This is a genomic window from Myxococcus sp. NMCA1, from assembly GCF_026810205.1.
Lineage (GTDB): Bacteria > Myxococcota > Myxococcia > Myxococcales > Myxococcaceae > Myxococcus > Myxococcus xanthus_A.
Window position 1 is genome coordinate 1,911,403 of the sequence record NZ_CP113950.1, and the last position, 25,933, is coordinate 1,937,335.

Here is a 25,933-nt window from a genome sequence, read left to right on the forward strand (position 1 = left end):
GATGGAAGGGGCCAAAATCACTTCTATTTCCACTGGTTCGTCATGACTCCGATTCCCTTCGGGCCTGCGTACACCCTCCAGACAGCACGAACCCTGCTCCGCTGCTGGTCACCCGCTGACGCCGCGCGTGCGCTCCGCGCCATCGACGCCAGCCGCGACCACCTGCGCCCCTGGTTGGACTGGGCGCGGCACTACCCCATCAGCGTGGAGCAGCAGGCCGCCGTCCTGCGGCGCTTTCGCGGGAGCTTCGACCTGGGACAGGACTTCACCTATGCCGTGTTCGACCGGGGTGGGACGGAGGTCCTGGGCGGCTGCGGGCTGCATCCCCGCGTGGGCGAGGGGGGCCGGGAGATAGGGTATTGGATTGCGGCCCAGCACACCGGTCAGGGGCTCGCGACCGAAGTAGCGGCGGCGCTCGTCCGGGTCGCGTTCGAGCTGGATGGCCTGCGCCGGGTGGAGATTCACTGCGACCCGCTCAACGTGCCGAGCGTCGCGGTGGCCCGCAAGCTGGGCTTCACCCACGAAGGCACCCTGCGACAGCGCCTCCAGGCCGCTGACGGCTCGTGGCGCGACATCATGCTCTGGACCCTCCTGGCGGAGGACTACCGGTCGAGCCCCGCCGCCGCGAGCAACCTGGAAGCGTTCGACGTGCTGGGGCAGAAGCTGCTGTAGGCCCTCTGCTCAGGGGGCCGGCGTCGTGTCGGCGCCCGAGCTGCTCGGGACCGGCGCGTCAGGGGCCTTGTCCTCGCGCTCCGGCTCTCCTTCCAGCGGTTCATTCGCGGGCTGGCGAATCAAGACGCCCACCCTCGCGTTCCGGGGCGAGCCCAGGTCGACAGCGCCTCCTGGGATACCCAGTTGCACGTAGCCGCAGCCGAACAGCGCGAAGAGCGGAATGATGGCCAGACGGCGCATGGGCGGACCTCCGTGAGCGACGGGCGTATTCAACCGCGTGCCGTGTGTGGGATTCCAGGGCCGCGGTGAGGGCGTGTCGAGCGGCACACGGGGCCCACGCCGGGTGGTGACTGCGAACACCAGGCAGGTGCGAGAGTCACCAGGACGCCGCCCTCCAGGATTGAGGCCACGTGGCCGCCATCAGCGCCCTCACCGAGCGATTTCAATGAGTTGTGCGGAGGCCGGTCGGAAGGTGGGAGATGGCACGGCGCCTGCTTAATGTGGCTGCATCCACCCCAAGCCGAGGACCCCTCGCCATGGCGCTCTCCCCCGTTTCCCGTTCGTGCGTCTCCAGCCCCACCCTCCAGCGCGCTTCCGGAATGGAGCGACCCGCGACGCCACGGCAGTCCATGACGGGGGCGGGGCAGATGGACCCGTTGCGGCAGCTGTTCCAGCTGGACGGCTTCGATGGCCCGAAGGGGGCGGCGAAGGGGCAGGGCGTGGAGGCGCTGGCGCAGAATCTCTCCCGGTTGGCCCAACTGTTGACGGAGGCCACCCGCGTGCTGGGCGGTGAGGGCGCCCAGCGTCCGCAGGGCAGCGCTCACCCGGTCTCCGAGGCGAAGGGCCCGGGCAGCGCGCCCGCCAACCGGGCTGTGGACCGCTTCGAGCCAGCGCCGGCCGCTCCGGCTGCCCCCGCCGCTCCGGCCGGCTCGCAGGCGAAGGCCGTCGCGGGCCCCACGGGCGCGCCGGGCGTGTCGAAGGACGGCAACACCATCACCTTCACCAACGACGGCAACACGCCGATGACCATCAAGTTCACACCCAACGCGGGGGAGAAGGAGCTGGACTCCGTCACCCTGGCGCCGGGCAAGACGCAGACGCTTCAGTTCCCGGAGAACTGGTCCGGCAACTTCCGGAGCACGTCCGGTGACGGCAGCGCGGCCACGCTGGGCGAGGTCAAGTTCGACGGGAGCTTCGGAAAGACGTACTACGACGTGAGCTACATCGAGGGCCACAACGCCTCGATGACGATGCAGCCCGAGGAGGGCGGCCGGGTGTCGGGCACGCACGATGACCTGCTGTCCGCCGCGCCGGATTCCATCAAGGCGCGCAACGCGGACGGCTCCGTGTATGGCATCAAGAAGAGCACCACGTCCAACGTCCAGGACGCTGGCGTCGTGGACTTCTACCGGAAGCATGTGGGCGCCGATGAGGGCTACGTCATCCCCACGGACGATGCGAGCACGCTGGGGAGCAGCGACAAGAACCTGGTCGTCCGCATGAAGAACCTCATCTGAGCCGCCCCCGCCGGCCCGAGGATTCGCGCAGGTACCAGGGCGCGTTGATGACGACGACGCGGGGCCCGCCGCGAACCAGGAGCATCATCTTCAACAGCGTGGCGGTGTGGCTGGGGAGGATGAAGTGGTGCCAGCGGCGCTCGACGAGCTCCGGCACCAGCACCGCGATGAACCGGCCCGGATGCTCCGCGGCGAGCTTCCGGACGTAGCCCAGCAACGGGTCCATGACCTGGCGATAGGTCGGCACGAGCACGTCCAGTCGTGGCACGGGCCGTCCGGCCTTCCGAAGGGGGGCGGCCACCTGCCACTCCCAGCGCCGCGCCAATTGCTCCGGTGCGTCCGGTTGTCCTAGGACCTGCACGGCGTACACATCCGGGGACATGGACAGGGCCAGCCGCAAGCCCTTCTGCGCCACCCGGTCCAGGCGCCGGAGGGGCACCACCACCACGGGCGCGGCGAGCGCCTGCACCGGGATGGGGTGGAGTGTCTCGGTGGCGGCGCGGACGCGCTCGGCGTGGCGCCGCGAGGTCCGGAGCAGCGCATAGGACAGGGGAATGAAGACGACGGTCAGCCAGGCGCCCTCCTCGAACTTGGCCGCCGCCACCACGCACAGCGCCACGGCGGTGCAGGCCGCGCCCACGCCATTCACCCACTGGAACCGCCGCGTGCCGTGCCCGCCCAGGCGCCGCCAGTGCATGACCATGCCGAGCTGGGACAACGTGAAGGCAGACAGGGCCCCCACCGCGAACAGCGGGATGAGGTGGTCCGTCACGCCGTTGAACACCACCAGCAGCACGGCGGCCATCAGGGTCAGGGTGACGATGCCCGTGGAGTACACGAGGCGCTGGCCCACGTGGGCGAACGCCGGAGGCAGGTTGCTGTCGAGCGCCAGCGCGCGGCACAGGCGGGGGAAGTCCGCGAAGCTCGTGTTGGCGGACAGGCAGAGCACGCAGACGATGGCCGCCAGCGTCACGTAGTAGAAGGCACCGCGCCCGGTGACCGCGGCCACGATTTGGGACAGCACGCTCTGGTAGCCGGCCTGGCCCGGCGCGGTCGCGCCGATGTCATAGGCATGGCTCAGCCACGCCACGCCGCCGAGCAGCATCACCAGGATGCTCACGATGCACATCAACGTCCGGCGCGCGTTGCGCACGCGGGACTCGCGGAAGATGGGCACGCCGTTGCTGACGGCCTCGATGCCCGTCATCGCCGTGCAGCCGCTCGCGAAGGCGTGCATCAGCAGCCAGAGGCTCGCCGTGGCCGTGCTCTCCGGGAGCCTGGGTGGGGCGACGACGGGGACGGGACTTCCAACGGACGTGAGCACCTTCCAGACGCCCGTGAGCAGGGTGATGCCCAGGCAGCCGACGAACAGGTAGGTGGGCAGCAGGAAGGCCATGCCCGCGGCGCGGATGCCTCGCAGGTTCACCACCATGATGAGGCCAAGCAGCACCAGGCACAGGAGCAGGGTGTGGGGGAACAGGCTGGGGATGGCGGAGACGAGCGCGCCCACGCCGGCTGAGATGGCCACCGCGACGTTGAGCACGTAGTCCAGTCCCAGTGCGGCGGCCGCGAGCAGCGCGGGCCTCACGCCCAGGTTGGCGCGGGCCACGGAGAACGAGCCGCCGCCGTCGGGATACGCGGCGATGGTCTGCCGGTAGGAGAACTGCACCACGAGCAGCAGCGCCACGATGATGCTGGTGATCAGGCCGATGTACCGCGGCCCGGCGCTGCCCAGCACGAGCAGGACGGTGAGCGCGGCCTCGGGCCCGTAGGCGGCGGAGGCCAGCGCGTCCAGCCCGAGCACGGGGATACCGGTCAGCGGACCTATCTTCTCCTCTTCCGCCTGCTCGTTCGAGATGGGCCTGCCGAACAGGAGCTGCCGCAGGGACATGCCTGAAAGGTAGTGCCGCGCGCCCGAGGGGGCTCCGACAGGCGACGGGTCATGCGCCCGCGGAGGTGATGGGCCGCCCCGGCCTCCGCCCCGCGGTGACGGGTCGCTATCGCATGGGCGACATCCGTCACTGCTTCGCGGACATCTCCCTGGCGCGTGAGCTGCTGGGGTACGCACCCCGGGTTTCCTTCCACGACGGGCTCGCGGAGCTGTCGTCGTGGCTAGTGGCTAGAAGACCAGGTGGCGACGGACCGCGTGGCGGAGGCGCGCGCGGAACTCGAGGCGCGAGGGCTGACCGTATGAGCGCGGCGGAACCTTGGAAGGTGGATGGGGGCAGGACGGTCATCTTCGGTGGGGCCGGCTTCATCGGCTCCAACCTGGCGGACCACTACCTGTCCGAGGGGCGGACCGTGCGCGTCGTCGACAACCTGACGCGCCCCGGCGCGGTGCACAACCTGCGTTGGCTCCAGGCTCGGCATGGCGCCCGGCTGGAGGTGATGACGGCGGACGTACGGGATGCCTATGCGGTGAAGCAATCCGTCGTCGGCGCCAGCCAGGTCTTCCACTTCGCGGCCCAGGTGGCTGTCACCACCAGCCTGGAGACGCCCGTCACCGACTTCGAGGTCAACGCGGGCGGCACCCTGAACGTGCTGGAGGCGCTGCGTGCCATGGAGCGGCCCGCCTCGCTCGTCTTCACCTCCACCAACAAGGTCTACGGCTGCATGCCGGGCGTGGAGCTCGTCCAGAAGCCCAGCCGCTACGAGCCTCGGGACGCGGGCCTGCGCGGTCACGGCGTGGGGGAGGCCTGCCCGCTGGACTTCGAGAGCCCCTATGGCTGCTCCATGGGCGCGGCGGACCAGTACGTGCTCGACTACGCGCGGGCCTACGGGCTGCGGACGGTGGTGTTCCGGATGAGTTGCATCTACGGCCCCCGGCAGTTCGGCACCGAGGACCAGGGCTGGGTGGCGCACTTCCTCTTGCGCATGCTCGAAGGCCGGCCCCTCACGCTCTACGGGGATGGCAAGCAGGTGCGGGACATCCTCGACGTGGGCGACCTGGTGCGGGCGCTCGGCCTGGCGCAGCAGCACATCGGACGGCTCAAGGGGCAGGCCTTCAACATCGGCGGCGGCCCGTCGCGGACGGTGAGCCTGCTGGAGTTGCTGGGCCTCATCTCACAGCGCACCGGCCTGCGGCCCGCGCTCCAGTTCGAGGATTGGCGGACGGGGGACCGGCGCTACTACGTCTCCGACACCCGCAAGTTCCAGGCAGCCACGGGGTGGGCGCCCCAGGTGGGAGTCGCCGAGGGCGTGGACCGGCTCCACGACTGGCTGCGGACCCTGATGCTCGGGCGGCCGGTGGCGTCCGGGCAGGGAGGGGCGCGTGAGGTCCACGCAGGTTAGACGACGCGCCGTCCGCTTCCTCGTCACGGAATGGAACGAGCTCCGCCGCCCGGACCTCAAGCGGCTCCGCGCCTTGATGCGCCGCCCCATCATCTTCGATGGTCGCAACGTGCTCGACCCTCGGTTCGCCCGGAGCGATGGCTTCACCTACATTGGCATCGGGCGCGACTGACGCACGGCTCCGGGTGACTCTGGCGGGCTTGGGGTGTTATCCCCACGCATCGCCCCGATGAGCACCGACGCCCCGACTGCCGCCGCGCTCCCCGATGTCTTTCAAAAGCGTCTCGATGGACTGCTCATCGTGGCGCTCGTCGTCTGGGGATTGACTCAGCTCGCGCCCCACCTGGCGCATCCGGCCATCTACATCTGGGACGAGGCGATGCATCAGGCCGCCGCGCGCGGCACGCACGACGCCTTCTTCACGCCGCACATCTACAAGGACCCGGTCTTTCCCGCGGACCCGCGCCATTGGTGGGCCGCGCACGTGTGGATGCACAAGCCCACCGGGCCCTTCTGGTTCGGCGCGCTGATGATGCACGTGGTGGGCGTGACGCCGCTGGCGTTGCGGCTGGCCTCGCTCCTGGGGCACCTGGCCGCGGCGGTGTCCATCTATCTCATCGCGCGCAGGCCGGCCGGGCGCTTCTGGGCCGTGTTGGGCGCGGCGGGCTTCCTCGCCATGCCCTTTGGCTGGCAGCTCGTCCAGGGGCGCATCTTCGGCGATGTGACGGATTGCACCCTGACGGGCTGCAACGCCGTCGCGGTGGCACTCCTGTTCCACGCCACGCGCCAGGGCTCCTGGCGGTGGGGGCTGGCGGCAGGGGCGGCCGTGGGGCTGGGCTTCCTTTGCAAGACGGGGCTCGCGCTGACGCCCCTGGGCATCGCGGCCACGCTGTGGGCGCTCGGCCGGCTGCGCTTCTGTCCGGGGCCGAGGTTCAGCACGGTGGTGGCCATGGTGGGCATCGCCGTGCTCCTGGCGGCGCCATGGAGCTTCTACTCCGCATGGCGCTGGCCGGAGTTGCATGACTTGGAGGCGCGGGTGACGCGCGCCCACCTCTTCGCCGACCCGACGGTGGACGTGGGGCCCTGGCACCGGCCGGTGGATGCCCTCCTGAACGAGGTCAACACCCAGAGCCTGGCGCCGCTGCCCGCTGCGTTGCCGCTGCTCGCCTTCGTGTGGCTGCTGGTGCGCGCGGTGCGTCGGCGAGAGCTCGAGGTGGTGGGGCTCGCGTTGTGGGTGGGGGCCACCTGGCTCGTATTGTCACTGAGCGTGGTGAAGGTCCCCGCCATTGCCTGGGGCGCGGTGCCCGCCGTCCTGGCCGCGTTGGCCATCGCGGGCGCGGATGCCAGACGACACCCCGCGCTCGCGGCGGCGCTCCTGGCGGCGGCCGCCACGCCGTGGTTCGTCAAGCACCTGCCGGTGCTCGGTGATGTCCGCGCCGTGCTCCCCACGGTGCTGGCGCAGACGCGAGCCCGTCCCGGGCTCGCCGAGGGCCTGGTCGTGGCCGCGGCGGCGGCGCTGCTCGTCGCGCTCGTGTGCTGGCGCCTGCCGCGAAAGCTGTCCTGGGCGCCCCTGGGGCTGGGGCTCCTGGCCTCGGGCGTGCTCGCGTGGCTGCTGGCCGTCACCTTTCCGGAGGCGAAGGCAGACTATCAATCCAAACACCTGGACGACCTGTACGTCACCTACTCCCGCGAAGTGGGGCGCGCGCTCGAACAGCAGACGCCAGCGCGCAGTGTCCTCTTCCTCGCGCAGGACTCGGACGTGCCCAACTCCATGGAGTACCTGAGCCTCATGTTCTGGAGCAACCGCATGGCGTACCGGCGGCCGCCAGACATCGTGAGTGCTCGCAAGCGCGGCTATCACCCCTACCTCGTCTCACCGCTCGCGGAGCGCTACGCCCCCGTCCCCGGTGTGCCCCCGGATGCCGCGCTGCGAGCCTATGACCTGGAGGCGCCCCGGTCCGAACCCGCGCCACTGCCTGATGGGGTCATGCCACTGGTCTTCCGTGAGAAGGACATGGAGGTGCTTGGCGTCGCGGCGGGCCACGCGGGTGGGGGCCGTGACCGGTATGCCTTCTACGTCCGCGCCCATGGTGCTCTTCGCGCGCTGCGCGTCGTCTTCCACGGGCCGGGCGGGAGCGTGGAGCGCATGCTGGCGCCCGGCGCCGCGCTGCGACAGCCTGCCACGCTGCGGCGCGCCAGCTGGTTCATCGTGCCCGTGCTGGGGCCTCCCAGCGCCGACGTGACGCATCTGGAGCTGGGCGCCAACGGCCAGCGGGTGACGTTCTCCCGCCCGGGCGTCTGAGGAAAAAGCGTCGCAACGCCCCGTGGGGCCAATGCCTGTCGGGTGCAGGGAACTTCACTGCCGAGGCATCTCGCGGGACATGGGAAGCGTTTGCCCAGGTCAACAGGGTGTGCGGACGGTCGCGGGTGGGGCAATTACCCTCCTCGCAGAGCCCTGATGTTGCTTCATGTCCACCGGTGCAGTCCCCACTGTGGGATGTGATTTTCCATTCGACGAGAGGAAGGGCGTAACACCTACCTCCCATGGGGAATCCTTGTGTCAGGGGCTTGTCGCCCCGCGTCTTCCCAGACATGGCACAAACGGTGAAATCCGCCACGTCCGAGCCTGGTGCTCATGAACGAGGTCGGAACAATGCGGATGAAGCAGAAGCAGCAGTGGGTTGCAGCGGTATGTGCGGTGGTGGTGGGCGGGAGCGGAGTCGCGAATGCCCACGACCTGATTTGCGAAAAGAAGGTCAATGGCCAGTCGGTGGTGGTGGCGGACGATTATCCCTTCACCGCGAACTACAGCTTCAAGGTCACCAACGTCCATCCGACGTTGCCGTCCATCTTGTTGACGGCGACCGATGACGTGCTGTCGAGCGAGGGCTTCACGTTCTCACCGCCGCCGCCGGTGAGCATTCCCGTCAACGGCTCACTGACGTCGAACTTCGCGCTGCAAATCGGCAGCTATGACGAGTGCGTGACCATTGCCGCGCAGGATGGCGTGGCGGACAATCACATCGACAACACGTTCAGGGTGACGTTCGACCTGGGCTCGGCCATGTGTTCGGCGCGCCTGACGTGCGAGCGGGAAGAGCCGCCTCCCGTCGAGTGCACCGGCCCGACGCGGACGCTCGGTTTCTACAAGAACCGCATCCTGACGCTCACGCAGTGCCTGGCGCAGGGGCCCATCAACCTGGGCGCCATCGGGACCATCGTCACGCTGCCCGCCGCGGAAGGCATCCTGTGGGGCAGCCCGGCCATGTACCCGGCGGGAGGGATGCGCAGCCAACTGGACCGGCTCCGCTTCCTGCTCGCGCGCCAGACGCTGGTGGGCATCTGCAACCAGCGCCTGTTCGGCGCGACGCCCAACCCGGCGTCGCTCCTCACGGCTGCGGTTGCCGCCCTGAACACCACCCAGTGCGATGTCATCTCGGGCCTCATCGACCCCGTGGACGCCTTCAACAACGGTTGCGACTCGCTCCCGCTCCCGACCGGCTTCATCCCTGGTCCGTCGACGCCCCAGGCCGCGGAGGCGATCGCCGTCGACCCGACCTCCAACTCCGGCCAGAGCTGCTCGCCCTGAGCCGGTCCCAATTCGTTTCAAGACTCCCTTCAAGATTCAAGGAAAGACACGCCATGAAGAAAATCATGTTGTCGACGTGCGTTTGCGCGGCCCTCGCCCTGACGGCCTGCGGTGGGGGCAGTGAACGGCTCGACTCCGTCCAGGACGAGCCGCCCGCTCCGTCTGGCCCCGTCCAGACAGAGGATGGGCAGCGCTTCGAGCTGCGGCTCCGCGGCTCCGCGGCAGAAGGCTACGACAAGCTGGAGCTTCCCATCGGTGCCGTCCGCGTCACCGCGGATGGGGTCCCGCTCAAGGTGGAGTTGGCGAAAGACCGCGTGGATGTGGCCCAGGCCGACCACGCGCACCTGGTGGCCTACTTCTACGTGCCGGAAGGCGTGGAGCGCGTCCGCGTGACGTTCCAACTGGAGGGGCTGGGCGGCTATGCCCGGGCGGAGGGCTCCGGCTTCGTCGACGCCAGCGTCGCCCCGGTCACCTTCGAGGCGCCCGTGCACGAGCTGGCGCTGCGTGGCCGCGCGGTGGTGCAGCTCGACGTGGCGCGCTCCCTCGTGGACCTGGGGAGCCACCGCCTGCTGCTCCCCAACGGCGTGGTCAACTACTGAGTCACGACACCCCACCCAGCCACCCCACCTGCCGAATCGCTTGACTGGCCGCGTCTCACGCCACATATGAAGTGGCATGAGACGCGACAGTCGGCTCTCCGTCGCCTTGCATGTCCTCCTTCACATGGAGGACATGGGCCCCGTGGTGACGTCAGAGGCGATGGGGCGACTGCTGAAGGCCAATCCCGTGGTGGTCCGGCGGACCATGGCCGGACTTCGGGATGCAGGCATCCTCACCTCGGTGAAGGGGCACGGGGGAGGGTGGTCGCTGGCGCGCACGCTCGACACGGTGACGCTGGGGGACGTGTACGAAGCGCTCGGAACGCCGACGCTCTTCAGTATCGGCCCCCATGATGAAAGTCCGGGCTGTCTCGTGGAGCAGACCGTCAATGATGCGCTGGGAAAGGCGCTGGACCAGGCCGCGGCGCTGCTCATGCAACACCTTCGCAGCACGTCCGTGGCGGACCTGGGACGCGGCGTTCGCCGCCGTCACGCTCGTGCCGTGAAGCGGCGCGTCAAGCCTCATGCCTGACGCGCCTGGCGCTATTGTGCGCCCCCACCGTACCGTCACCTCTGGAGCACACCCATGGCTGACATCACGCATCGAACCGTCAAGACGAATGGCATCAACCTGCACATCGCGGAGGCGGGTTCAGGGCCGCTCGTGTTGCTCCTGCATGGTTGGCCGGAGTCCTGGTACTCGTGGCGCCATCAGCTTCCGGCGCTGGCGGCGGCGGGGTACCACGTGGTGGCTCCAGACGTCCGTGGCTACGGCCAGAGCGACAAGCCGGAGGCCATCGAGGCGTACAGCATGAAGCAGCTGGTGGGTGATGCGGTTGGCTTGCTGGATGCGCAGGGGGAGAAGACGGCCATCGTCATCGGCCACGACTGGGGTTCGGCGATCGCCTGGAACTGTGCCGCCCTGCATCCCGACCGCTTCCGTGCGGTGGTGGGAATGAGCGTTCCCCATCTGGGGCGCGCGCCCATGCCGCCCATGCAGTTGTTCCAGCACATGTTCGGTGAGAAGTGGTTCTACATCCTCTACTTCCAGGAGCCCGGCGTGGCCGAGGCCGAGTTCGAGGCGGACGTCCCGAGGACGGTCCGGACGATTCTCACGGGCACCCCCGGCTTCGATGTGACGAATCCCGCCGTGCTGGCGAAGAAGAAGGGGGGAGGCTTCCTCGCGGGGCTCGACGTGCCGGAGACGTTGCCCGACTGGCTCACCGAGGCGGACGTCGCGTACTTCGCGAAGGAGCTCGCCGGCAGTGGATTCCGGGGCGGGCTCAATCGCTATCGCAATATGGACCGGGACTGGCACGAACTGCCTGAGCTGGCGACGGCGGACATCTCGCAGCCAGCGCTCTACATCGTTGGAGAGAAGGACCCGGTGCGTGCCTTTTCGCCCGTCGACCCGATGAAGTCCCTGGTGCCGAACCTGGCCGACATCCACGTCGTTCCCGGCGCGGGGCATTGGGTTCAGCAGGAGCGCGCCGCCGAGGTGAATGCCGCGCTGCTGGCCTTCCTGAAGAAGCTGCCGGCCTGAGCCGCGCGCCCTCCGAGGGCATCGACCCGGCGCGGATTCGCCGCAGCTCGGGCAGCTTCGACAACGAGGATGCCGCGACGCGGCTCGCGCGCCGGAAGCGCAACTGGATTGCCAACGTGGAGATTCTGGAGTCGCCGCGTCCCTGAGCGTCACGGCCGGGCGGCCGGGGTAAGGTGCCGCCCATGCGCAGCGCGTCTGGCAGTGCGACGAAGTTCCTCGCGGCGGTGGGGGCCGCGGGGGCGGTGGGGTACCTCCTCGCGCTGGACGTGGTCCGTGCGGACGTCCGGGTGGCAGCCAAGGCGCTGCCCATGCTCTGTCTGCTCCTGTGGCAGTGGCCGCCGCGCGGACGCTACGGGCGGTGGATATTCGCCGGACTGGCGCTGTCGCTGCTGGGAGACGTGCTGCTGGACGTGGGCCCGGGGCTGTTCCTCCCGGGCCTGGGGGCCTTCCTGCTGGCGCACGTGTGCTACGTCGCCGCGTACGTCACGGTGTCGCGCCAGCCGCGGTGGGGCAGGGCGCTGCCCTTCGTGTTCCTGGCGGCGGGGGCCAGCGTCTATCTCTGGCCCCACCTGGGCGAGATGGCGCTCCCGGTGACGGCTTATGTCGCCGTCATCTGCACGATGACGTGGCGGGCGTGGGCCATGCTGGGGAGCCCGGGGCTTTCGCGTCGCGCGCAGGGGTTCGCGCTCGCGGGGGCGCTGCTCTTTGCCGTCAGTGACGGACTGCTGGCGCTCAAGCTCTTCGTGCGCCCGCTGCCGGGCTCGGGCTACGGCATCATGCTGTGTTACTGGGCCGCGCAGTGGTGCATCGCTGTATCCGCGCGCGAGCCCCGTCAGTCTGGCGCGTCGCGAACCCTTCATGCCGGAGGGTTGGGCTCCAGCGCCTGACGTGCGCGTTGGTACACGTCGAGGTCCCTGTCGCTGAACAGCACCACGGTGACGCGCTGGAGGGTCGGCATGCGCTGCAGCGCGGCCAGAATCTCGCGCAAGGCGATTCGCGCGGCCCGCTCAATGGGGTACCCATAGGCGCCCGTGGAGATGGACGGGAAGGCGACGGTGCCAAGGCCGTGCTGTTCCATCAGGGAGAAGGCCCGCCGGTAGCAGCGCGCGAGCACGGTCTCCTCTCCGCTGCTTCCTCCTTGCCACACGGGTCCCACGGCATGGATGACATGCCTGGCCGGAAGGGCATGGCCTCCGGTGATGCGAGCTTCTCCCGGAGGGCAACGGCCTAGGGTTCGGCATTCGGCCAGAAGCCCGGGGCCCGCCGCGCGGTGGATGGCCCCGTCGACACCGCCGCCTCCCAACAGTGCGGAGTTGGCCGCGTTCACAATCGCATCCGCTTGGACCTGGGTGATGTCTCCACGCATCAGCACCAATCGCTCATCGCTCATGTCATCCCCTCTTTCTGGTTCAACTCCTGGCACACGTTCGTTGTCGGGTCAGCGGGACGACGGTCTATCCTGCGCCCATGTCCAACCCACTCCGAGACACGCTCCTGGGGCAGCTCGACATCGCCTGGGCGCTCACCCTCTATCACCTGGATGGCTTGACCACGGAGGACTGCCTGCGTCGGCCCGCGTCCGTGGGCCTCCATGTCCAGCAGGGCCCGGATGGAAAGTGGCATGCCGAGTGGCCCGAACATGAAGGTTATGACCTGGGGCCGGCGAGCGTGGCCTGGCTCACGTGGCACCTGGGGTTCTGGTGGTCCATGGTTCACAACCACTCGTTCGGGGATGCCACCCTGACGCGGGAGCAGGTGGAGTGGCCGGGCACCGCGGACGCCGTGCGCGACTTGATTTCGCGGCGGTACACGGAGTGGCGCGCCGCCATCGAGCAACTCAGCGACGACGATCTCCGCTCCACGGAGCGCACGCGTTGGCCGCTGCAAGGCAAGCCCTTCGGGGACATCGTGGCCTGGGCCAGCCTGGAGTTGATGAAGAACGCGGCGGAGATTGGCTACGCGCGCTTCGTCCTGGCCGTTGCGCCCCGGCCGCCAGGGTAACGCGTCGCATGACGCGCGGGGAATGGCGGCACCGTACTTCTCCGCGTTGCACCGTGACGCCGACGCGCCCACCCCTTGAGGCGGGGCGCCCGCTACGGCTTCTGGGCGTCCACGACCTCGACGTTGCGGAAGTCCTCGCAGGGTTGCTTGATGCCCAGCACGTACTTCATCGAGCTCAGCTCCAGCTTCAGCTTGGCCCAGAGCTTGCGCGGCAGGCTCGGGCGCACGGGCTCGGGCGCCGCGAGGACGAACGCGTTCAGGTCCAGGTAGTGCGTCGCCGTGCGCCCCATGCCCTCGAAGTCGTGCTCCAGCCCCTGGGTGAGCTGACGGAGCTCCGGCGCGAGCCCCTGGTGCACGGCGTCGGTCATCAGGACATACTCCGTGACGGGGACGTCGTTCTTCAGCATCCGGTGCACCAGGATGACGTCCACGCCCGCCAGCTCGGTGAGGTGCTTCACGCGCTGGAAGGCGACCTCGCCGGCGTGGGCCACGAACTTGAGCGTCAGGGCGCTGACCTGCATGCAGCCGTCGCACTTGCACATGCGGTCGACGATGAACTGCTCTCGCCGTGAAACGAAGGCGCGGCGGATGTCCGCGACCTGCCGGGCGAATGCGGGAAAGTCGTCGCCCACGGCATAGAAGAACGCCGCGTCTCCTTCGAGCTTGGCGAGCTTGAGCGGACCCGAGGCATCAATGACGGCCTCGAGCAGCTGCGCCACCGTCTCCTGCGCGTGCGCGAGGCTGAAGCGATGGTGACTCATGAAGCGGGTGTACCCGCCGATATCCGCGATGAGCAGAAGCGCCTTCTCTATCGCCATGCGGCGGCCACCCTAATACTACCCGGTCACATGCGTGACGGCCCCCGAGGAGGTGCGCGGGCGCTGATATGGCGCAGGCAGAGGGGGCAGTGGCCGATGCGGCGCAGCAGCAGGTACTGAAGGCGGCGGCGCACCTCGGGCAGCGTCCAGCGTGTTCTCCTCCGGGGGGAAAAGCGCTCGGCGGAGCGCGAGAAATCCGTGGGCGACCATGCAGAGGGTGGCGTGGTGGTGGAAGCCTCGCCACCCTCGCCCCTCGAAGTGGTCAAGCCCCACCTCGCCTTTGAGTTCCTGGTAGTCGCGCTCCACTCTCCAGCGCAGCTTGGACAAGCGCACCAACTCCTTGAGCGGCGTGTTCGCGGGCAGCGAGCAGAGCGAGTACTTCGACGGCGCCTTCTCCTCCTGGGGCCACTCGATGAGCAGCCACACCTCTTCACTCGGCGCAGCTCGCTGGACGTGCCGCTCCGCCGTCCGCACGCGCACGGCGGCGAAGCGGGAGGACTGCTCGCCCCGACTGCCCTCACGCCAAGAGACTGTCTGGAATTCCTCCTTGGGAAGTTGACGCGCCAACTCCTCGATGGCCCAGGGCTGCACGCCCTCGGCCACGTAGCGCGTGCGCGGGCGCCCGTTCTGGCCCGGCTCCCTCTCGGGCTTGCGCGGCTTGGCGCCGGGCGGCCACACCTTGTGCGAGCCCTGCACGCCCATCAGGTAATGCAGCCCCCGCTCGCGCACGCCGTCGCGGAACTCTCGCGCGTCGCCGTACCCGGCATCGGCCAGGACGAGGTGCCGGCGCACGCCCCACGCCAGGGCGTCATCCAGCTGGCTCAGCGCTATCCGCCACTTCTTCTGAAACTTCACTCCAGACGGGACACCCGCGGCCTTGCAGCGCTTCCTGCTGCGCGTCCACTCCTCAGGTAGGTACAGCTGCATGGCGATGCAGCCGCTGCCCTTCTCTCCAGCAACATGCAGGCTGACAGCCACCTGGCAGTTCTCCGTCCGCCCCAGGGTGCCCGAGTACTGGCGCGCCACCCCCACCGAATGCACGCCCTTCTTTGGGAAGCCCGTGTCGTCAATGACGAGGGCCTCCAGGCCCGGCAGCTCGCGCTCGAATTTCCGCGCCAGGCGTCGTCGCATTTCGGAGTCGTCCCAAGCCGCGCCGGACACGCACTGCTGAAGCCGCTGACGCATGGCTTCTGTCTGCTCGGGCGCTCCGACGAGCCGGGCCGCCATGGGCTCGATGCTCTTGCGTTCTCCGTCGAGCAGCAGTCCGGTGAGGTAGCCGCCGAGCGCGCGACGTCTCTCGGTCCGGCCCATTCCCTCCGTCATCGAGTCCAGGAACTCGCTCAGCTCCCGGTCAAGCTTGCGTAACTGGGCAGGCGTCATGCTCCGTCAACACGGGGCGACCGCGCCCGATTCATCTGACCGGGTAGTACTAACACGGCGTCCGGAAGCTGGCGCGAGCAAGACTGGAACGCTCACCGACGGGACGGAGCCCTTCACCGACGGCTCCGTGTCTTCGCAGATGCGCCCACGAAGCCGGCCACGTCACCCCCTAGCCTTCGTTCCGTGCCAGGTCCACCCCCCCCCCCGGCGCTGAAGGGTTTGAGGCCATGCCGTCGGTTAGGCTCCAGCCCATGCTTCGCCGGCTGGCTTCCGCCCCCTCCTTCTGGTCCGTGCAGCTCGGGGGATGGGGGCTCTATGCGCTTCTGCTCATCGTCACCTTCCTCCCCATTTCAGCCGCCGACGGCGAGATGCGCCTCGTTCTGGCGAAGGGGGCCCGTGCGGCCTACGGCCTGCTCATCACCAGCCTGATGCGGCTGTGCTACCGGCCGCTCTTCCCCGGAACGTTCCGGCGCCAGGCGGTCTGGTCCATGGTGGCGAGCGCGGCCTTTGGATGTCTCTGGATGGGCCTGGGGGAGCTCTGGGCGAGCTGGTACTACTCGGAGACCTACCGCTGGATGGAGCATCGCCGCAGCTTCCCCCGGTATGCGCTCGACTATGCCGTCACGCTGCTGGGGTGGAGCGGGCTGTACTTCGGCATCAAGCACGCCCGTGCGTGGCGGCTGGAGCGGGAACGGGCGCTCCGGGCGGACACGCTCGCGCAGGAGGCCCGGCTCGCGTCCTTGCGTCACCAGATGCATCCGCACTTCCTGTTCAACGCGCTCACCTCCGTGCGCGCCCTGATTGCGGAGGACCCCGCGCGCGCCCGGCGGATGGTGACGGAGATGGCGGACTTCCTGCGCTTCTCCCTGCAGAAGGGGGATGCACCTCAGGTCCCGCTGGAGGAGGAGCTCGCCATGGTGCGCAGCTACCTGAGCATCGAATCCGTTCGGTTCGAGGAGAAGCTGGACGTGCGCCTGTCGGTGATGCCCGGCACCGAGCAGCTCTCCATCCCCGCGTTCCTCATCCAACCGCTCGTGGACAACGCGGTGAAGCACGGCATGGCCTCGGGGGAGCTGCCCGTCCGCGTGCGGGTCGACGTAGCCCGGGAACAGGACGTCCTCCGCATCCGGGTGGCCAACTCCGGCCGATGGGCGCCACCGGCGAACGCGCCGGAGCCACAGGGCACGGGCACGGGCCTGCGCAACGTGCGCGAGCGGCTGGCGCAGCTCTTCCAGGAGCGCGCGCACCTGTCGTCCGAGGAGAAGGACGGCTGGGTCCACATCACCATTGAAATCCCGGCCGTGGCATGGTCGCCCATCATCACCGAGGAGTCCCATGACGTTCCCGTTGCGCGCCTTGCTGGTGGATGACGAACGGCTGGCGAGAGCGGAGCTGCGAGAGCTGCTGGCGCCCCACGCACAGGTGACGGTGGTGGGGGAAGCGGATGGGGTGGCCTCCGCGCTCGCGCAAATCGAGGCGCTGCGGCCGTCGCTGCTGTTCCTGGACGTGCAGATGCCGGGGGAGGGGGGCTTCGAGCTCCTGTCCCGGCTGCCCGAGTGTCCCTTCGACGTGATTTTCGTGACGGCCCATGACGCGCATGCGCTGCGGGCCTTCGAGGTCAACGCGCTGGACTATCTGCTCAAGCCCGTCCATCCGGAGCGGCTCGCGCGGACGCTGGCGCGGCTCACGGTCCGGGAACAGGGAAGGCCCGCGCCCGCCCCGGGCCCCGTTCGCCAGAAGCTCGTCGAGGGCGACATGCTGTTCCTGGAGAACGGCGCGAAGTCCCGGTTCGTGCGGGTGGACCAGCTTGTCTGCCTGTGCGGGGCGGGGGACTACGCGGAGGTCGTCACGGCGGATGGCCTGCGTACGCTCTCGCCGCGTCCCTTGAAGGAGTGGGAGCTGCGGCTTCCCGCGCGCACCTTCGCGCGCATCCACCGCTCCGCGTTGGTCAACCTGACCTTCGTCGAGCGCGTGGACCGGGGCCTGGGGGGAAGCGGGGACGTGTTCCTGCGCGGCGTCCCGGAACCGCTGCCGCTCAGCCGGAGCCACGCGGCCGTGCTCCGCGAGCGGTTTGGATAGCCGCGCCCGCCCGACTCCGGGACGGGGCGGGTGTCGTGTTCCCAGCTATCGCTTTCAGCAATGCGGGTTTCTGGCAGGGGTGTGTTGCCAGGAATTGCCATTCAATTCTATCTCCCGCTCGCTCATCTAGACCGAACTGGTGCACGAGGGCTTCTCCGCAGGAGTCTGGGTGCGTGTGTCTTCACTTGTCGCACGTACAGTCGCACAACCAAAGGGAGCCGGTCGATGAACGTCATCAAGACGCCTGAGGTACCCACGAAGGAAGGCAGGGTGCAGGGCCTGGTCGAGGGGAAGATTTCTGTCTTCAGGGGCATCCCCTACGCGAAGCCTCCCACGGGAGCGCTGCGCTGGAAGGCGCCCGAGCGCGCCACTCCATGGCCCGGTGTCCACGAGGCCTTCAACTTCGGCTTCTCCGCACACCAGTCCCGTCAGGCCTGCATCGAGACCGGCGGTGGTGACCCCGGTGAGATGCACGAGGATTGTCTCTTCCTCAATGTGTGGACGCCCAAGCTGGATGCGGGCGCGAAGCTGCCGGTGGTGTTCTGGATTCACGGCGGCGCCTTCGTCATCGGCTCGGGCCGCCTGCCTCTCTATGAAGGGATTCATCTGGCGTCGCGCGACGTGGTGCTGGTGACCTTCAACTACCGCCTGGGGCACCTGGGCTTCTTCATGCATCCGGCGCTGGAGAAGGAGAATCCGGGTGGGCCGGCGAACTTCGGCCTGCTGGACCAGATGCTGGCGCTGGAATGGGTGCGCGACAACATCGCGCAGTTCGGCGGCGACCCTGGCAACGTCACCGTGATGGGGCAATCGGCGGGCGCCAAGAGCGTCCTGTCGCTCTTCACGTCGCCGCAGGTCCGGGAGAAGAACCTCTTCCGCCGGGGCGTGGCCATGAGCGCGTACGTGCTCCAGGAGAAGCCCCTGGCGGACGCACGGCTGGCCGGCATGGCCTTCGCGTGGAGGAACGGGCTGGACCGGCTCCTGGCCACCATGAAGGACCTGCGCGAGCTGAGTCCGGAGAAGTTCTGGATGCTCCCCGCGGACACCGCGAACGCGCCCAGCCCCATCTACGGAGACTCTGTCCTTCCCGAGCCCATTCGCGAAACCTTCGCGCGTGGAGAGCAGCTCTCCCTGCCGCTCATCATCGGCAGCACGAGTGACGACTCCAGCGTGGTGTCCGCGTTCGGAATCGACCCCGCGACCATCCTCGAACGCCTGGGGGCCTTCGCCGAGTCCATTCGCCAGCTCTACCCCGACGTGGACGATGACCGGGAGATTGGCCGGCGGATGTGCCGCGACTTCGTCTTCACGGTCATTCCTCGATTGCTGGCCACGCGCCACGCGGAGCGAGGCGCCGCCGTGTGGCGCTACTACTTCGAGTACCGCGCGAAGTTGCTCGTCCCCCGGCAGCGGCTGGGGGTGCCTCATGGGGGCGAGGTGTCCTACTTCCTGGAGACGGCCGCGGACGTACCGCCCGCCGGAGAGTTGTTCACGGAGGAGGACCGGACCTTCATGCGTCACCTGGTGGATTCACTGGTCCAGTTCGCGCGCACGGGCGCGCCCGGACCCGTGGCCCAGGTGCGCTGGGAGGGGCACACGGAGACGCAAGACAGGCTGCTGAGACTGGATGTTTCACCGCAGGGGGTGACGGACTTCGAGCGCGACATCCTGCAAGCCGCCGAAAACCTCATGCCCTTCCTGGACAGCCTCGCCAAGCCGCCTCCGCCGAAGCTGCCACGCGCCACATCGTCCGCGGCCACCGCGAGCAGCAACACGCGGCAGGAAAACCGCCCATAGTCAGGGGTGTGACAGACCCGGTGGTGTGTGGCATCACACCGCCGGGCTGCTTCATGTCGCCGTCGTCACTTCGGCCCGCGGCTCCAATGACAAGTCATCAACGCTCCATCCCATTCCAAAGTGTGACGGAGATGTAATGAAACAGGCATGTCGCAAAACGTGAGCGCCTCCGAAAGCGGCAGCGCTTCAACCGGGGCTGGGGCTGGTAGATGGGGAAGATCGTGTGTTACGGTTTTTGAGTCGTGAGGCGGTTAATCTCATTTTGCCGCTTCACGTCTTCCCCCAGATACCCGAGGTCTCCATGATGTCAGTGAAGGTCATGCGGCGGTGGTCGACGGTTGGCGCGATGTCGTTGCTGGTCGGTTGCGGTCCGGAGATGGTCGAGGAGCAGGCGGAATCGGTGGCGCCGGCGACCATCGAGCAGGACATCGTCGGTGGCACCACCACGACCATCAATGCGAATCCGTGGCAGGTGTCCCTGCGGCGGGGCGGTCACTGGTGCGGCGGCTCCATCCTCAACAAGGATTGGATTCTGACCGCGGCACACTGCGTGGATGGCTACACCGTCGGCAGCATCGTGGCGGGCTCCACCTCGAGCACGAGCACGAGCTCGGGCCAGACGCGCAACGTGGCGCAGGTCATCATTCATGAGGACTACGGCTCTGCCGGCAACGACGTTGCCCTGCTCCGGCTGTCCACGTCGCTGGACCTCAATGGCACCACCGTCGCGGCCATTCCCCGCATCTCGGCGGCGGATGCCTCGAGCGGCGCCACCAACCCGGGTGTGGTCGCGCGCGTGACGGGCTGGGGCGCGACCTCCTCCGGCGGTTCGGGGTCCTCCACCCTGCGCACGGTGGACGTCAACGTGATTTCGAATACGGAAGCGCAGCAGAGCTACCCCAATGAGTACATTGGCCCGGATCAGATTGGCGCCAAGGCACCGGGCAAGGACTCGTGCCAGGGCGACAGTGGTGGTCCGCTCACCGTCTCGCACGGCGGCGTCCGCAAGCTCGCGGGTGTCGTGAGCTGGGGCTACGGCTGCGCCGACTCGCGCTACCCGGGCATGTACGCGCGCGTGTCGCACTTCGAGAGCTGGATTGACTCCAAGATCGATGGGACGACCCCGCCGCCCGGTACCACGCTGCTCTCCCAGACGAACCTGTCTGGCGCCTCCAGCAGCTGGAATCACTACCCCATCAGCATCCCTGCCGGCACCACGTTGCTCACGGTGACGCAGTCGGGGGGCACGGGTGACGCGGACCTGTATGTGCGCAGCGGCTCGCAGCCCACCACCAGCTCCTACAACTGCCGGCCCTACCAGTCCGGCAACGAGGAGACCTGCACCTTCTCCAACCCCCAGGCTGGCACCTGGTACGTGTCCGTGCGCGGCTATTCGTCCTACTCGGGCGTGTCCGTGACGGCCACGGTTCCGTAATCACGCGCCAGTTCTCCGCTTGAGAGGCCCCCTGTCACTCGTGGGTGACAGGGGGCTTCGCGTTCCTGGGGTGCATCAAGCCCGGCTCACTCCACCCAGTGCTGCTCCGTCAGCACGCGGTAGCCCGTCACCGTGTCGATGAAGAAGGTGACCTGGATGCCGGCCCAGGGGCCCTTGCTGTAGCTGATGTAGCACCCCTTGAACGTGCCACCGGCGGTGCTCACCTGGAGCTCCGCCAGGCCGTCGGTGATGAGCGCGTCCGGCAGCGGCTCGTTGCGGTCCGCGTAGTCGACCGTGCTGGCGACCTGGTTGACGACCTCGGTGCCCGTGGCCAGCTGCGGACGGACCTCCCAACGCTCGTTGGGGAAGAGGCTGGGGTCGATGCCGAAGCACTGCGCGCTCTTGAACTGGTCGTTGCCGTGGGCGCCGGCAATCACGTCCTCCACGTTGAAGTTCTGGCTCAGTCGGGAGGTCCACAGGCTCTCCTCCTGCGCGTTCACCGCGGCGATGAGCGCCGTCAGGGCGTAGCCCTGCGTGGCCGCGTTGCGGAGGTTGCGCAGGCTGACCGCGCCGATGCCAGTCACCTCGGAGATGGCCTGCACGGACGTGAGGGGCCGCAGGTTGAGGAGGTTCGTCGCGCCGTTCCACGCGTACGGCAGGACGGCGTACAGCGCGTCGCTGTTGATGGTGTTGACCAGGGACACCACCGCCGCTGCGTCATCAGTGGAGAGCGCGAGCTCGTCCAGGATGCCGGCGCAGGTGCTGGTGATGTAGCCCAGCGCGCGGGCGCCACCCTCGATTTGAGTCAGGCGCACCGGACCGACACCCCGGACCCCGGACACCTGCGCCAACGTGGAGAAGGGCGCCGTCGCGCGGTGGCCGACGAGGTTCTGGGCGACGTCACTGGGGAGGTAGGCGTCCAGCGTGGACACAGACGCCGTGTTGACGAAGGTGAGCAGGCCCTGACACTCCGGGGCCACGTCCACGTCCGTGGTGGTGAGCGGCGCGTCCTGGTGCTCCGTGGACTGAGAAGACGGCTCGGACTCGGAGCCGGTGGGACCACATCCGACCATCAGGCTCGCGGAGAGAAGGGCTGGAACAAGACGACGCATCGAGGATGCCTCCTGGGGGTACGGCGGGGGACGAGGCTCCATACACCAGACCCCTGACTCGCCCAGCATCCTTGAAATGATGAGAAGGTCGTGTTCACAAGAAAGTCATCATCGCGCTTGTCCATTGCCGAGGTTGCGCCCATGCCCGCCGAGCCGTTGCCCGATGTCCGCACCTTGCTGTCGCGGCTCCCCGCCTGGCACTTCCGGTTGCCGGAGTACCGCGCCGCGCCCGTGGAGGGGCGCGCCGTGACGTGTGACGCGGTGCTGTATGGCACCCTGGGATATGCGGACGAGACGTTGTTCCTCTACGGCTACAACGTGGGGGAGGACGAGCACTGCTTCCTGTACGACACGCCGTGGGACGAGACGCACCGGGCCTACGCCGGAGGGCAACCTCCCGAATGGTATGACGGCCTCCAGATGCCGCGTGCGTTCCAGGTGCGTCATGCGGTGGCGGAGCCCTCCCGGCACGAGATTCTGGACCCGCTGCTGAAGGTGATGATGGAGCGGGCGCTCCGGTACCTGGGGACGCGTCCCGCCATTCCCAGGCTGCTTGCCGCGGGCGCCACGGAGGTTCTGGGCGACATCCAGGAGTGGGACGCGAGGCTGCGCTTCCTCCGGCGCGGGCGGTATCTCTTGAGCGCGGGCGCGCCGGAGGCCTCGGGTTGGACGCCCGTCGAGGCCCGCTTCGGCGGACTGGCGGGGAGCGGGAACACCACCTATGCGCACTACCACTATGACGTGGGGGCGACGGGCTACGTGTTCGCCGTGAAGTGCCAGCCGCCCCTGGCTCGGATGACGCCGAGCGACCATGCGCCCCAAACCTCCCGGAAGGAGCGCCGCGCCCACCTGGCGCTGGCGCGCCGCCAGGAGGAGGGCTTCCGGTTGCTCACCCCCGGTCAGCCGCTCCAGGTGCGCTTCAATCCGGCTGACCCGGGGGAGCATGCGCTGGGGACGCTCGACCTCGCGCCATCCACGGCGGCGTATCAGCTGGAGCCCGTGGTGCTTCCGCGGTCGAAGTAGGCGCGCATGGGCTTCGCCGTGGGCGGCTCTTGGAGCCAGCAGCGCAGCCCGTTCGGCGTCGGCGTCCTGAATCTCGATATCCTGCGCTTCGGCTCCTCGTTCTGACGAGGTGGCCCGCGCGTGCGGCGGCTAACGCGCCGTGTTGCCCACGCTCGCGCGGGCCCTGTCGCACTCCTCGCAGCCCGCGCCCGCCGGGCAGAGGAAGACGAGCGGGTCGGCCCGAAGGTGCTCGACCACGACGTTCACGATGTCGCGCGCGTCGGCGAGCTTCGCGTCGGCGCGCCCCACCTTGCCTTCGCGCAGCAGTCCGCGGGCACGAAGCCAGCCGTCGGCACGCTGGAAGCCCTGACAGCAGTGGTCCGTCTCGGCGATCTCCACCGTCCGCGCAACGCCATCCACTTCGACGACACACGGGTGGGTGACGGAGTACGGGACGGGGGCCAGGGCCTCCGCGAGGTGGATGGTCGTGTTCTCGCCCTGGGTGACGCCGAGCAGGAGCACCTGGCCGCCCAGGTCATGTGCCCGGCCCACCGGGCTGTCGGGGCCATGGGGGGGCGAGAGCGGCTGCGGGCGGCAGATTTCCCGAGCATGGGGGCCCACGGCCGCGAAGGACCCGCCTGGGTGGGTGCTGCGCAGGACGCCGGGCTGGCGCCAGAAGAGCTCGGCGGTGATGCCCATTCCTTCGGTGGGCGTGGTCCTCGGGTCGAACACGCCCTCGCCATCCGTCATCGTGGGCATGACCAGGGTTCCCTCGCTCCCCAATGCCTCACGCAGTGCGTGGATGAGCTCGAGCGGGCCGCCTTCGACCGGACGCACGGCCTTGAAGGACGTGTGCACCACGAGGACACCACCCTCCCGCACGCCGAGGTCGCGGAGTTGCTGCACCCATTGCTGGCTGCTGACTTCGCTCATGGGCCGGGTTATGCCGCGTCCACCAGCCCGCTCGCAATGTCATGGTGCTGGAGAGAGGCGACGCGCGTGTCGAACCGGTCCGAAGACGTCGAGCGATTCATGCAGGAACTCGAACACGCGCGGAGGGACGAAGTCGAAACCCTGCGCACCGCCATCCTGTCTGCCCATCCGGGCATTACGGAGCGCATCAAGTGGAACGCGCCAAGCTTCTGCTTCCAGGGCGATGACCGGGTGACATTCAAGCTGAAGCCCAAGGACTGCGTTCAGCTCATCTTCCACCGGGGCGCGAAGGTGAAGGCGGCGCAAGGCTTCTCCTTCGAGGACACCAGTGGCCTGTTGCAGTGGGCCGCCCCGGACCGCGCCGTCGTCACGCTTCGCGACCTGGCGGAGGTAAAGGCGAAGAAGAAGGCGCTGTGCCAGGTCGTGGTCCAGTGGATGGAAGCGACCTCTCAGTGAGCGTGCTGGTGTCGAGGGCCAACCGACACGGGGCTTCCAGTCAGCGCCCGGAAGCCCCGCCGCGCTCCTCTTTTCAATCCGCCGGGCTGGGCGTGAGTCCGCGCATCGTCTGCTCGTCCCGCCCCAGGTCGAAGCGGCTGATGATGGGGTAGTGGTCGGACGTGGTGTACCCGTAGCTGGGAATGGCCGGGCGGAGTACGACGGTCGAGTTGGGGATGTGGTCCGCCCAGAGTTCGTTGGTGACGAGCTGGTGGTCGACGAACGAGACGCGGCTCGCCATGCTGCTCGCGCCCGCTAGCGACAATGCCTGGGTGCTGAAGGTGTAGCTGGCCGGGGCGTTGACGAAGCCGCGGTAGGGCGTGTCGTACCGGGTTCCGGTCTCCGGGTTGGTGGCGAACGACACGTCCACGTCGTCATTCCAATCCCCCACCACGATGGCGCGCTGCGTGGGCAGCCGGAGGTCCAGGTAGCTCTTGAGGTGTCCGGAAGCGGAGGCCCTGCGCGCGTAGTCCGACGCGGTGGCGGCGGCCTTCATGTGGAGGACGAAGGCCGTCACGTCCATGCTTTCGTCCCCGCGCTGGATGCGCAGGTCCACCCGCAACGGAGGCCGCCCGCCGAAGTCGTAGCGATGCTCCGTGAGCACGACTTCCGCCCGCATCACCCGCACGACGTCCGACTTGTAGAGGACGCCCACCTTCTGGTCATTGGCGGAGTAGTAGCCGGTGCCAGCCGTCACGCGCCGGGTGTCGTCCGCGAGGAATCCGTCGTAGCCCGGCAGCCGGGCCTTGAGTTCGTTGAACTGCGCCGAGCTGACGATTTCCACCACCCCCCAGAAGTCCACGCCTGCGTCGGCGATGACCGCCTGGACGTTGGCCAGTTGCAGGGGTTCATTGTTGGGGCCGTTCGCCACGTCTCCAAACCACTCGATGTTCCAGTTGCCCACGGACAGCGGGAATGCAGGCGGCGGTCCTCCATCCGGATTCGCGCCCGGGCCACGCACTTCCAGCTCCAGTTGCCTATCAGCCGTGGCGCCGTGGGCGTCCTGGACGCGAAGGGTGAGGGGATGGGTGCCGCGCTCCTGGGGAAGCCCGTTGAGCACGCCCGCGGACGAAAGGGAGACACCCGGCGGGAGCGAACCCTCCGCCACGGACCATTGCAGCGGAGGCCGCCCACCCGTGGAGGCGAGGACGTGCTCGTAGTTGACGCCCACGTCCGCGGCGGGAAGCGCGTTGCTGGAGATTACGGGCCGGGGCCACACCTTCAGCGCGTACGTGTGCGAATCTTCAGCCCCGTGGGCATCCCGCACGCTGACGGTGAGCGCGTAATCACCGGGCTCGGTGCCGGGGCCCGTCAGCCGCCCTTCGCCCGTGTAGAAGGAGAAGCCCGGAGGCGGCGTCACCAGGTAGTGCAGCGGCGGCGTGCCGCCCGACGCCGTGAAGACGGTTTCGTAGGCGACGCCGACGGTGGTGGGTGACAGCTCGACGGGCGGCAGTTTCGGCCCGCCGTTCATGTCGCCTCGCCCCTCGGCGCAGGCGGACAGCAACGTGAGCAGGGTGAGCAATCCCAGCCATGGGAGGAATGGCTGGCGTGTGGTGTCGAAGGTGTTGCTGCGACTCATCCGGTTCCCCGTATCGTGTGTGCGCCACTCCTGCCGGCGCGGCTTGTTTCGGGAACAGGCTCATTCACCCGCAGGGTGCGTGGTTTCACCC

25 protein-coding genes are annotated in these 25,933 nt (G+C 68.5%); 17 read left to right on the forward strand and 8 right to left on the reverse strand.

What is annotated here, in order from left to right:
• The first annotated feature begins 42 nt into the window (after positions 1-42).
• The gene (locus OZ403_RS08115) at positions 43-672 is read left to right on the forward strand and encodes a GNAT family N-acetyltransferase (RefSeq protein WP_268783845.1); all 630 of its coding nucleotides are present in this window, start codon (positions 43-45) and stop codon (positions 670-672) included.
• A 9-nt stretch (positions 673-681) separates the two neighbouring features.
• Here the strand turns inward: OZ403_RS08115 and OZ403_RS08120 are convergent, their stop codons facing one another.
• The gene (locus OZ403_RS08120) at positions 682-912 is read right to left on the reverse strand and encodes a hypothetical protein (RefSeq protein ID WP_140873750.1); all 231 of its coding nucleotides are present in this window, start codon (positions 910-912) and stop codon (positions 682-684) included.
• Positions 913-1,208: 296 nt separating this feature from the next.
• Between OZ403_RS08120 and OZ403_RS08125 the strand changes: the two genes are divergently transcribed.
• On the forward strand, positions 1,209-2,189 hold the full coding sequence (locus OZ403_RS08125; protein ID WP_162520981.1) for a hypothetical protein: 981 nt from the start codon (positions 1,209-1,211) through the stop codon (positions 2,187-2,189).
• On the opposite strand, the gene OZ403_RS08130 is transcribed toward OZ403_RS08125, so the two are convergent.
• Positions 2,182-4,080, reverse strand: a complete 1,899-nt coding sequence (locus OZ403_RS08130) for an APC family permease (RefSeq protein WP_268783847.1) — start codon at positions 4,078-4,080, stop codon at positions 2,182-2,184. The genes OZ403_RS08125 and OZ403_RS08130 overlap by 8 nt on opposite strands.
• A 299-nt stretch (positions 4,081-4,379) precedes the next feature.
• Between OZ403_RS08130 and OZ403_RS08135 the strand changes: the two genes are divergently transcribed.
• From OZ403_RS08135 to OZ403_RS08170, 8 genes are all read left to right on the forward strand, one after another.
• Positions 4,380-5,480, forward strand: coding sequence for an NAD-dependent epimerase/dehydratase family protein (locus OZ403_RS08135; protein WP_140797596.1), 1,101 nt, complete (start codon positions 4,380-4,382; stop codon positions 5,478-5,480).
• Entirely contained in the window at positions 5,461-5,652 is a 192-nt protein-coding gene (locus OZ403_RS08140; RefSeq protein ID WP_257792135.1) for a UDP-glucose/GDP-mannose dehydrogenase family protein, read from the forward strand. Before OZ403_RS08135 ends, OZ403_RS08140 begins: the two co-directional genes overlap by 20 nt.
• A 57-nt stretch (positions 5,653-5,709) precedes the next feature.
• Positions 5,710-7,782 (forward strand): ArnT family glycosyltransferase, encoded by a 2,073-nt coding sequence (locus OZ403_RS08145; protein ID WP_268783848.1) that lies wholly within the window; start codon positions 5,710-5,712, stop codon positions 7,780-7,782.
• A 351-nt stretch (positions 7,783-8,133) separates the two neighbouring features.
• On the forward strand, positions 8,134-9,069 hold the full coding sequence (locus OZ403_RS08150; RefSeq protein WP_328285512.1) for a hypothetical protein: 936 nt from the start codon (positions 8,134-8,136) through the stop codon (positions 9,067-9,069).
• A 53-nt stretch (positions 9,070-9,122) separates the two neighbouring features.
• Positions 9,123-9,668, forward strand: coding sequence for a hypothetical protein (locus OZ403_RS08155; protein ID WP_268783850.1), 546 nt, complete (start codon positions 9,123-9,125; stop codon positions 9,666-9,668).
• 76 nt (positions 9,669-9,744) lie between these two features.
• Entirely contained in the window at positions 9,745-10,200 is a 456-nt protein-coding gene (locus OZ403_RS08160; protein WP_268783851.1) for an Rrf2 family transcriptional regulator, read from the forward strand.
• A 54-nt stretch (positions 10,201-10,254) separates the two neighbouring features.
• Positions 10,255-11,211 (forward strand): alpha/beta fold hydrolase, encoded by a 957-nt coding sequence (locus OZ403_RS08165; protein ID WP_268783852.1) that lies wholly within the window; start codon positions 10,255-10,257, stop codon positions 11,209-11,211.
• Positions 11,212-11,393: 182 nt separating this feature from the next.
• Positions 11,394-12,098, forward strand: coding sequence for a lysoplasmalogenase (locus OZ403_RS08170; RefSeq protein WP_268783853.1), 705 nt, complete (start codon positions 11,394-11,396; stop codon positions 12,096-12,098).
• On the opposite strand, the gene OZ403_RS08175 is transcribed toward OZ403_RS08170, so the two are convergent.
• Positions 12,068-12,601, reverse strand: coding sequence for an O-acetyl-ADP-ribose deacetylase (locus OZ403_RS08175; protein WP_140788801.1), 534 nt, complete (start codon positions 12,599-12,601; stop codon positions 12,068-12,070). The two genes, OZ403_RS08170 and OZ403_RS08175, sit on opposite strands and share 31 nt — an antisense overlap.
• A 77-nt stretch (positions 12,602-12,678) precedes the next feature.
• Here OZ403_RS08175 and OZ403_RS08180 point away from each other — a divergent pair, with 77 nt between their 5' ends.
• Positions 12,679-13,212 (forward strand): DinB family protein, encoded by a 534-nt coding sequence (locus tag OZ403_RS08180; RefSeq protein ID WP_140788804.1) that lies wholly within the window; start codon positions 12,679-12,681, stop codon positions 13,210-13,212.
• 92 nt (positions 13,213-13,304) lie between these two features.
• On the opposite strand, the gene OZ403_RS08185 is transcribed toward OZ403_RS08180, so the two are convergent.
• A complete protein-coding gene (locus OZ403_RS08185) occupies positions 13,305-14,030 on the reverse strand; it encodes a DUF2652 domain-containing protein (RefSeq protein ID WP_140788806.1) in 726 nt (241 codons plus the stop codon).
• 18 nt (positions 14,031-14,048) lie between these two features.
• Positions 14,049-15,410, reverse strand: a complete 1,362-nt coding sequence (locus OZ403_RS08190) for an IS701 family transposase (RefSeq protein WP_268782815.1) — start codon at positions 15,408-15,410, stop codon at positions 14,049-14,051.
• A 227-nt stretch (positions 15,411-15,637) separates the two neighbouring features.
• On the opposite strand from OZ403_RS08190, the gene OZ403_RS08195 reads away from it, so the two are divergent.
• The 4 genes from OZ403_RS08195 (at position 15,638) to OZ403_RS08210 (ending at position 20,721) form a co-directional block, all read left to right on the forward strand.
• The gene (locus tag OZ403_RS08195) at positions 15,638-16,780 is read left to right on the forward strand and encodes a sensor histidine kinase (RefSeq protein ID WP_268783854.1); all 1,143 of its coding nucleotides are present in this window, start codon (positions 15,638-15,640) and stop codon (positions 16,778-16,780) included.
• Complete coding sequence (locus tag OZ403_RS08200) at positions 16,746-17,489, forward strand: LytR/AlgR family response regulator transcription factor (protein ID WP_268783855.1); 744 nt, start codon at positions 16,746-16,748, stop codon at positions 17,487-17,489. Before OZ403_RS08195 ends, OZ403_RS08200 begins: the two co-directional genes overlap by 35 nt.
• Positions 17,490-17,714: 225 nt before the next feature.
• Positions 17,715-19,286, forward strand: coding sequence for a carboxylesterase/lipase family protein (locus OZ403_RS08205; RefSeq protein ID WP_268783856.1), 1,572 nt, complete (start codon positions 17,715-17,717; stop codon positions 19,284-19,286).
• A gap of 301 nt (positions 19,287-19,587) precedes the next feature.
• Positions 19,588-20,721 (forward strand): trypsin-like serine protease, encoded by a 1,134-nt coding sequence (locus tag OZ403_RS08210; RefSeq protein ID WP_140788812.1) that lies wholly within the window; start codon positions 19,588-19,590, stop codon positions 20,719-20,721.
• Positions 20,722-20,807: 86 nt separating this feature from the next.
• Here the strand turns inward: OZ403_RS08210 and OZ403_RS08215 are convergent, their stop codons facing one another.
• Positions 20,808-21,833: a hypothetical protein gene (locus OZ403_RS08215; protein WP_268783857.1), complete on the reverse strand. Its 1,026-nt coding sequence runs from the start codon at positions 21,831-21,833 to the stop codon at positions 20,808-20,810.
• Between the two features lie 141 nt (positions 21,834-21,974).
• Between OZ403_RS08215 and OZ403_RS08220 the strand changes: the two genes are divergently transcribed.
• The gene (locus OZ403_RS08220; RefSeq protein WP_140797604.1) at positions 21,975-22,856 is read left to right on the forward strand and encodes a hypothetical protein; all 882 of its coding nucleotides are present in this window, start codon (positions 21,975-21,977) and stop codon (positions 22,854-22,856) included.
• A gap of 129 nt (positions 22,857-22,985) precedes the next feature.
• On the opposite strand, the gene OZ403_RS08225 is transcribed toward OZ403_RS08220, so the two are convergent.
• Positions 22,986-23,768: an AAC(3) family N-acetyltransferase gene (locus OZ403_RS08225; RefSeq protein ID WP_140797605.1), complete on the reverse strand. Its 783-nt coding sequence runs from the start codon at positions 23,766-23,768 to the stop codon at positions 22,986-22,988.
• A 66-nt stretch (positions 23,769-23,834) separates the two neighbouring features.
• Between OZ403_RS08225 and OZ403_RS08230 the strand changes: the two genes are divergently transcribed.
• Positions 23,835-24,224, forward strand: a complete 390-nt coding sequence (locus tag OZ403_RS08230) for a DUF1801 domain-containing protein (RefSeq protein ID WP_237078128.1) — start codon at positions 23,835-23,837, stop codon at positions 24,222-24,224.
• Between the two features lie 73 nt (positions 24,225-24,297).
• Here OZ403_RS08230 and OZ403_RS08235 read toward each other — a convergent pair whose 3' ends face one another.
• Positions 24,298-25,842 (reverse strand): putative Ig domain-containing protein, encoded by a 1,545-nt coding sequence (locus tag OZ403_RS08235; RefSeq protein ID WP_161605130.1) that lies wholly within the window; start codon positions 25,840-25,842, stop codon positions 24,298-24,300.
• Between the last annotated feature and the right edge of the window lie 91 nt (positions 25,843-25,933).

Bases quoted from the DNA above. Each gene is read 5' to 3' on its own strand.
- OZ403_RS08205 (WP_268783856.1), top strand. From the start codon at position 17,715: ATGAACGTCATCAAGACGCCTGAGGTACCCACGAAGGAAGGCAGGGTG.
- OZ403_RS08215 (WP_268783857.1), bottom strand. From the start codon at position 21,833: ATGCGTCGTCTTGTTCCAGCCCTTCTCTCCGCGAGCCTGATGGTCGGA.
- OZ403_RS08200 (WP_268783855.1), top strand. From the start codon at position 16,746: ATGACGTTCCCGTTGCGCGCCTTGCTGGTGGATGACGAACGGCTGGCG.
- OZ403_RS08160 (WP_268783851.1), top strand. From the start codon at position 9,745: ATGAGACGCGACAGTCGGCTCTCCGTCGCCTTGCATGTCCTCCTTCAC.
- OZ403_RS08225 (WP_140797605.1), bottom strand. From the start codon at position 23,768: ATGAGCGAAGTCAGCAGCCAGCAATGGGTGCAGCAACTCCGCGACCTC.
- OZ403_RS08115 (WP_268783845.1), top strand. From the start codon at position 43: ATGACTCCGATTCCCTTCGGGCCTGCGTACACCCTCCAGACAGCACGA.
- OZ403_RS08165 (WP_268783852.1), top strand. From the start codon at position 10,255: ATGGCTGACATCACGCATCGAACCGTCAAGACGAATGGCATCAACCTG.
- OZ403_RS08175 (WP_140788801.1), bottom strand. From the start codon at position 12,601: ATGAGCGATGAGCGATTGGTGCTGATGCGTGGAGACATCACCCAGGTC.
- OZ403_RS08120 (WP_140873750.1), bottom strand. From the start codon at position 912: ATGCGCCGTCTGGCCATCATTCCGCTCTTCGCGCTGTTCGGCTGCGGC.
- OZ403_RS08185 (WP_140788806.1), bottom strand. From the start codon at position 14,030: ATGGCGATAGAGAAGGCGCTTCTGCTCATCGCGGATATCGGCGGGTAC.
- OZ403_RS08210 (WP_140788812.1), top strand. From the start codon at position 19,588: ATGATGTCAGTGAAGGTCATGCGGCGGTGGTCGACGGTTGGCGCGATG.
- OZ403_RS08180 (WP_140788804.1), top strand. From the start codon at position 12,679: ATGTCCAACCCACTCCGAGACACGCTCCTGGGGCAGCTCGACATCGCC.
- OZ403_RS08195 (WP_268783854.1), top strand. From the start codon at position 15,638: ATGCCGTCGGTTAGGCTCCAGCCCATGCTTCGCCGGCTGGCTTCCGCC.
- OZ403_RS08125 (WP_162520981.1), top strand. From the start codon at position 1,209: ATGGCGCTCTCCCCCGTTTCCCGTTCGTGCGTCTCCAGCCCCACCCTC.
- OZ403_RS08170 (WP_268783853.1), top strand. From the start codon at position 11,394: ATGCGCAGCGCGTCTGGCAGTGCGACGAAGTTCCTCGCGGCGGTGGGG.
- OZ403_RS08155 (WP_268783850.1), top strand. From the start codon at position 9,123: ATGAAGAAAATCATGTTGTCGACGTGCGTTTGCGCGGCCCTCGCCCTG.
- OZ403_RS08190 (WP_268782815.1), bottom strand. From the start codon at position 15,410: ATGACGCCTGCCCAGTTACGCAAGCTTGACCGGGAGCTGAGCGAGTTC.
- OZ403_RS08145 (WP_268783848.1), top strand. From the start codon at position 5,710: ATGAGCACCGACGCCCCGACTGCCGCCGCGCTCCCCGATGTCTTTCAA.
- OZ403_RS08150 (WP_328285512.1), top strand. From the start codon at position 8,134: ATGCGGATGAAGCAGAAGCAGCAGTGGGTTGCAGCGGTATGTGCGGTG.
- OZ403_RS08220 (WP_140797604.1), top strand. From the start codon at position 21,975: ATGCCCGCCGAGCCGTTGCCCGATGTCCGCACCTTGCTGTCGCGGCTC.
- OZ403_RS08130 (WP_268783847.1), bottom strand. From the start codon at position 4,080: ATGTCCCTGCGGCAGCTCCTGTTCGGCAGGCCCATCTCGAACGAGCAG.
- OZ403_RS08135 (WP_140797596.1), top strand. From the start codon at position 4,380: ATGAGCGCGGCGGAACCTTGGAAGGTGGATGGGGGCAGGACGGTCATC.
- OZ403_RS08235 (WP_161605130.1), bottom strand. From the start codon at position 25,842: ATGAGTCGCAGCAACACCTTCGACACCACACGCCAGCCATTCCTCCCA.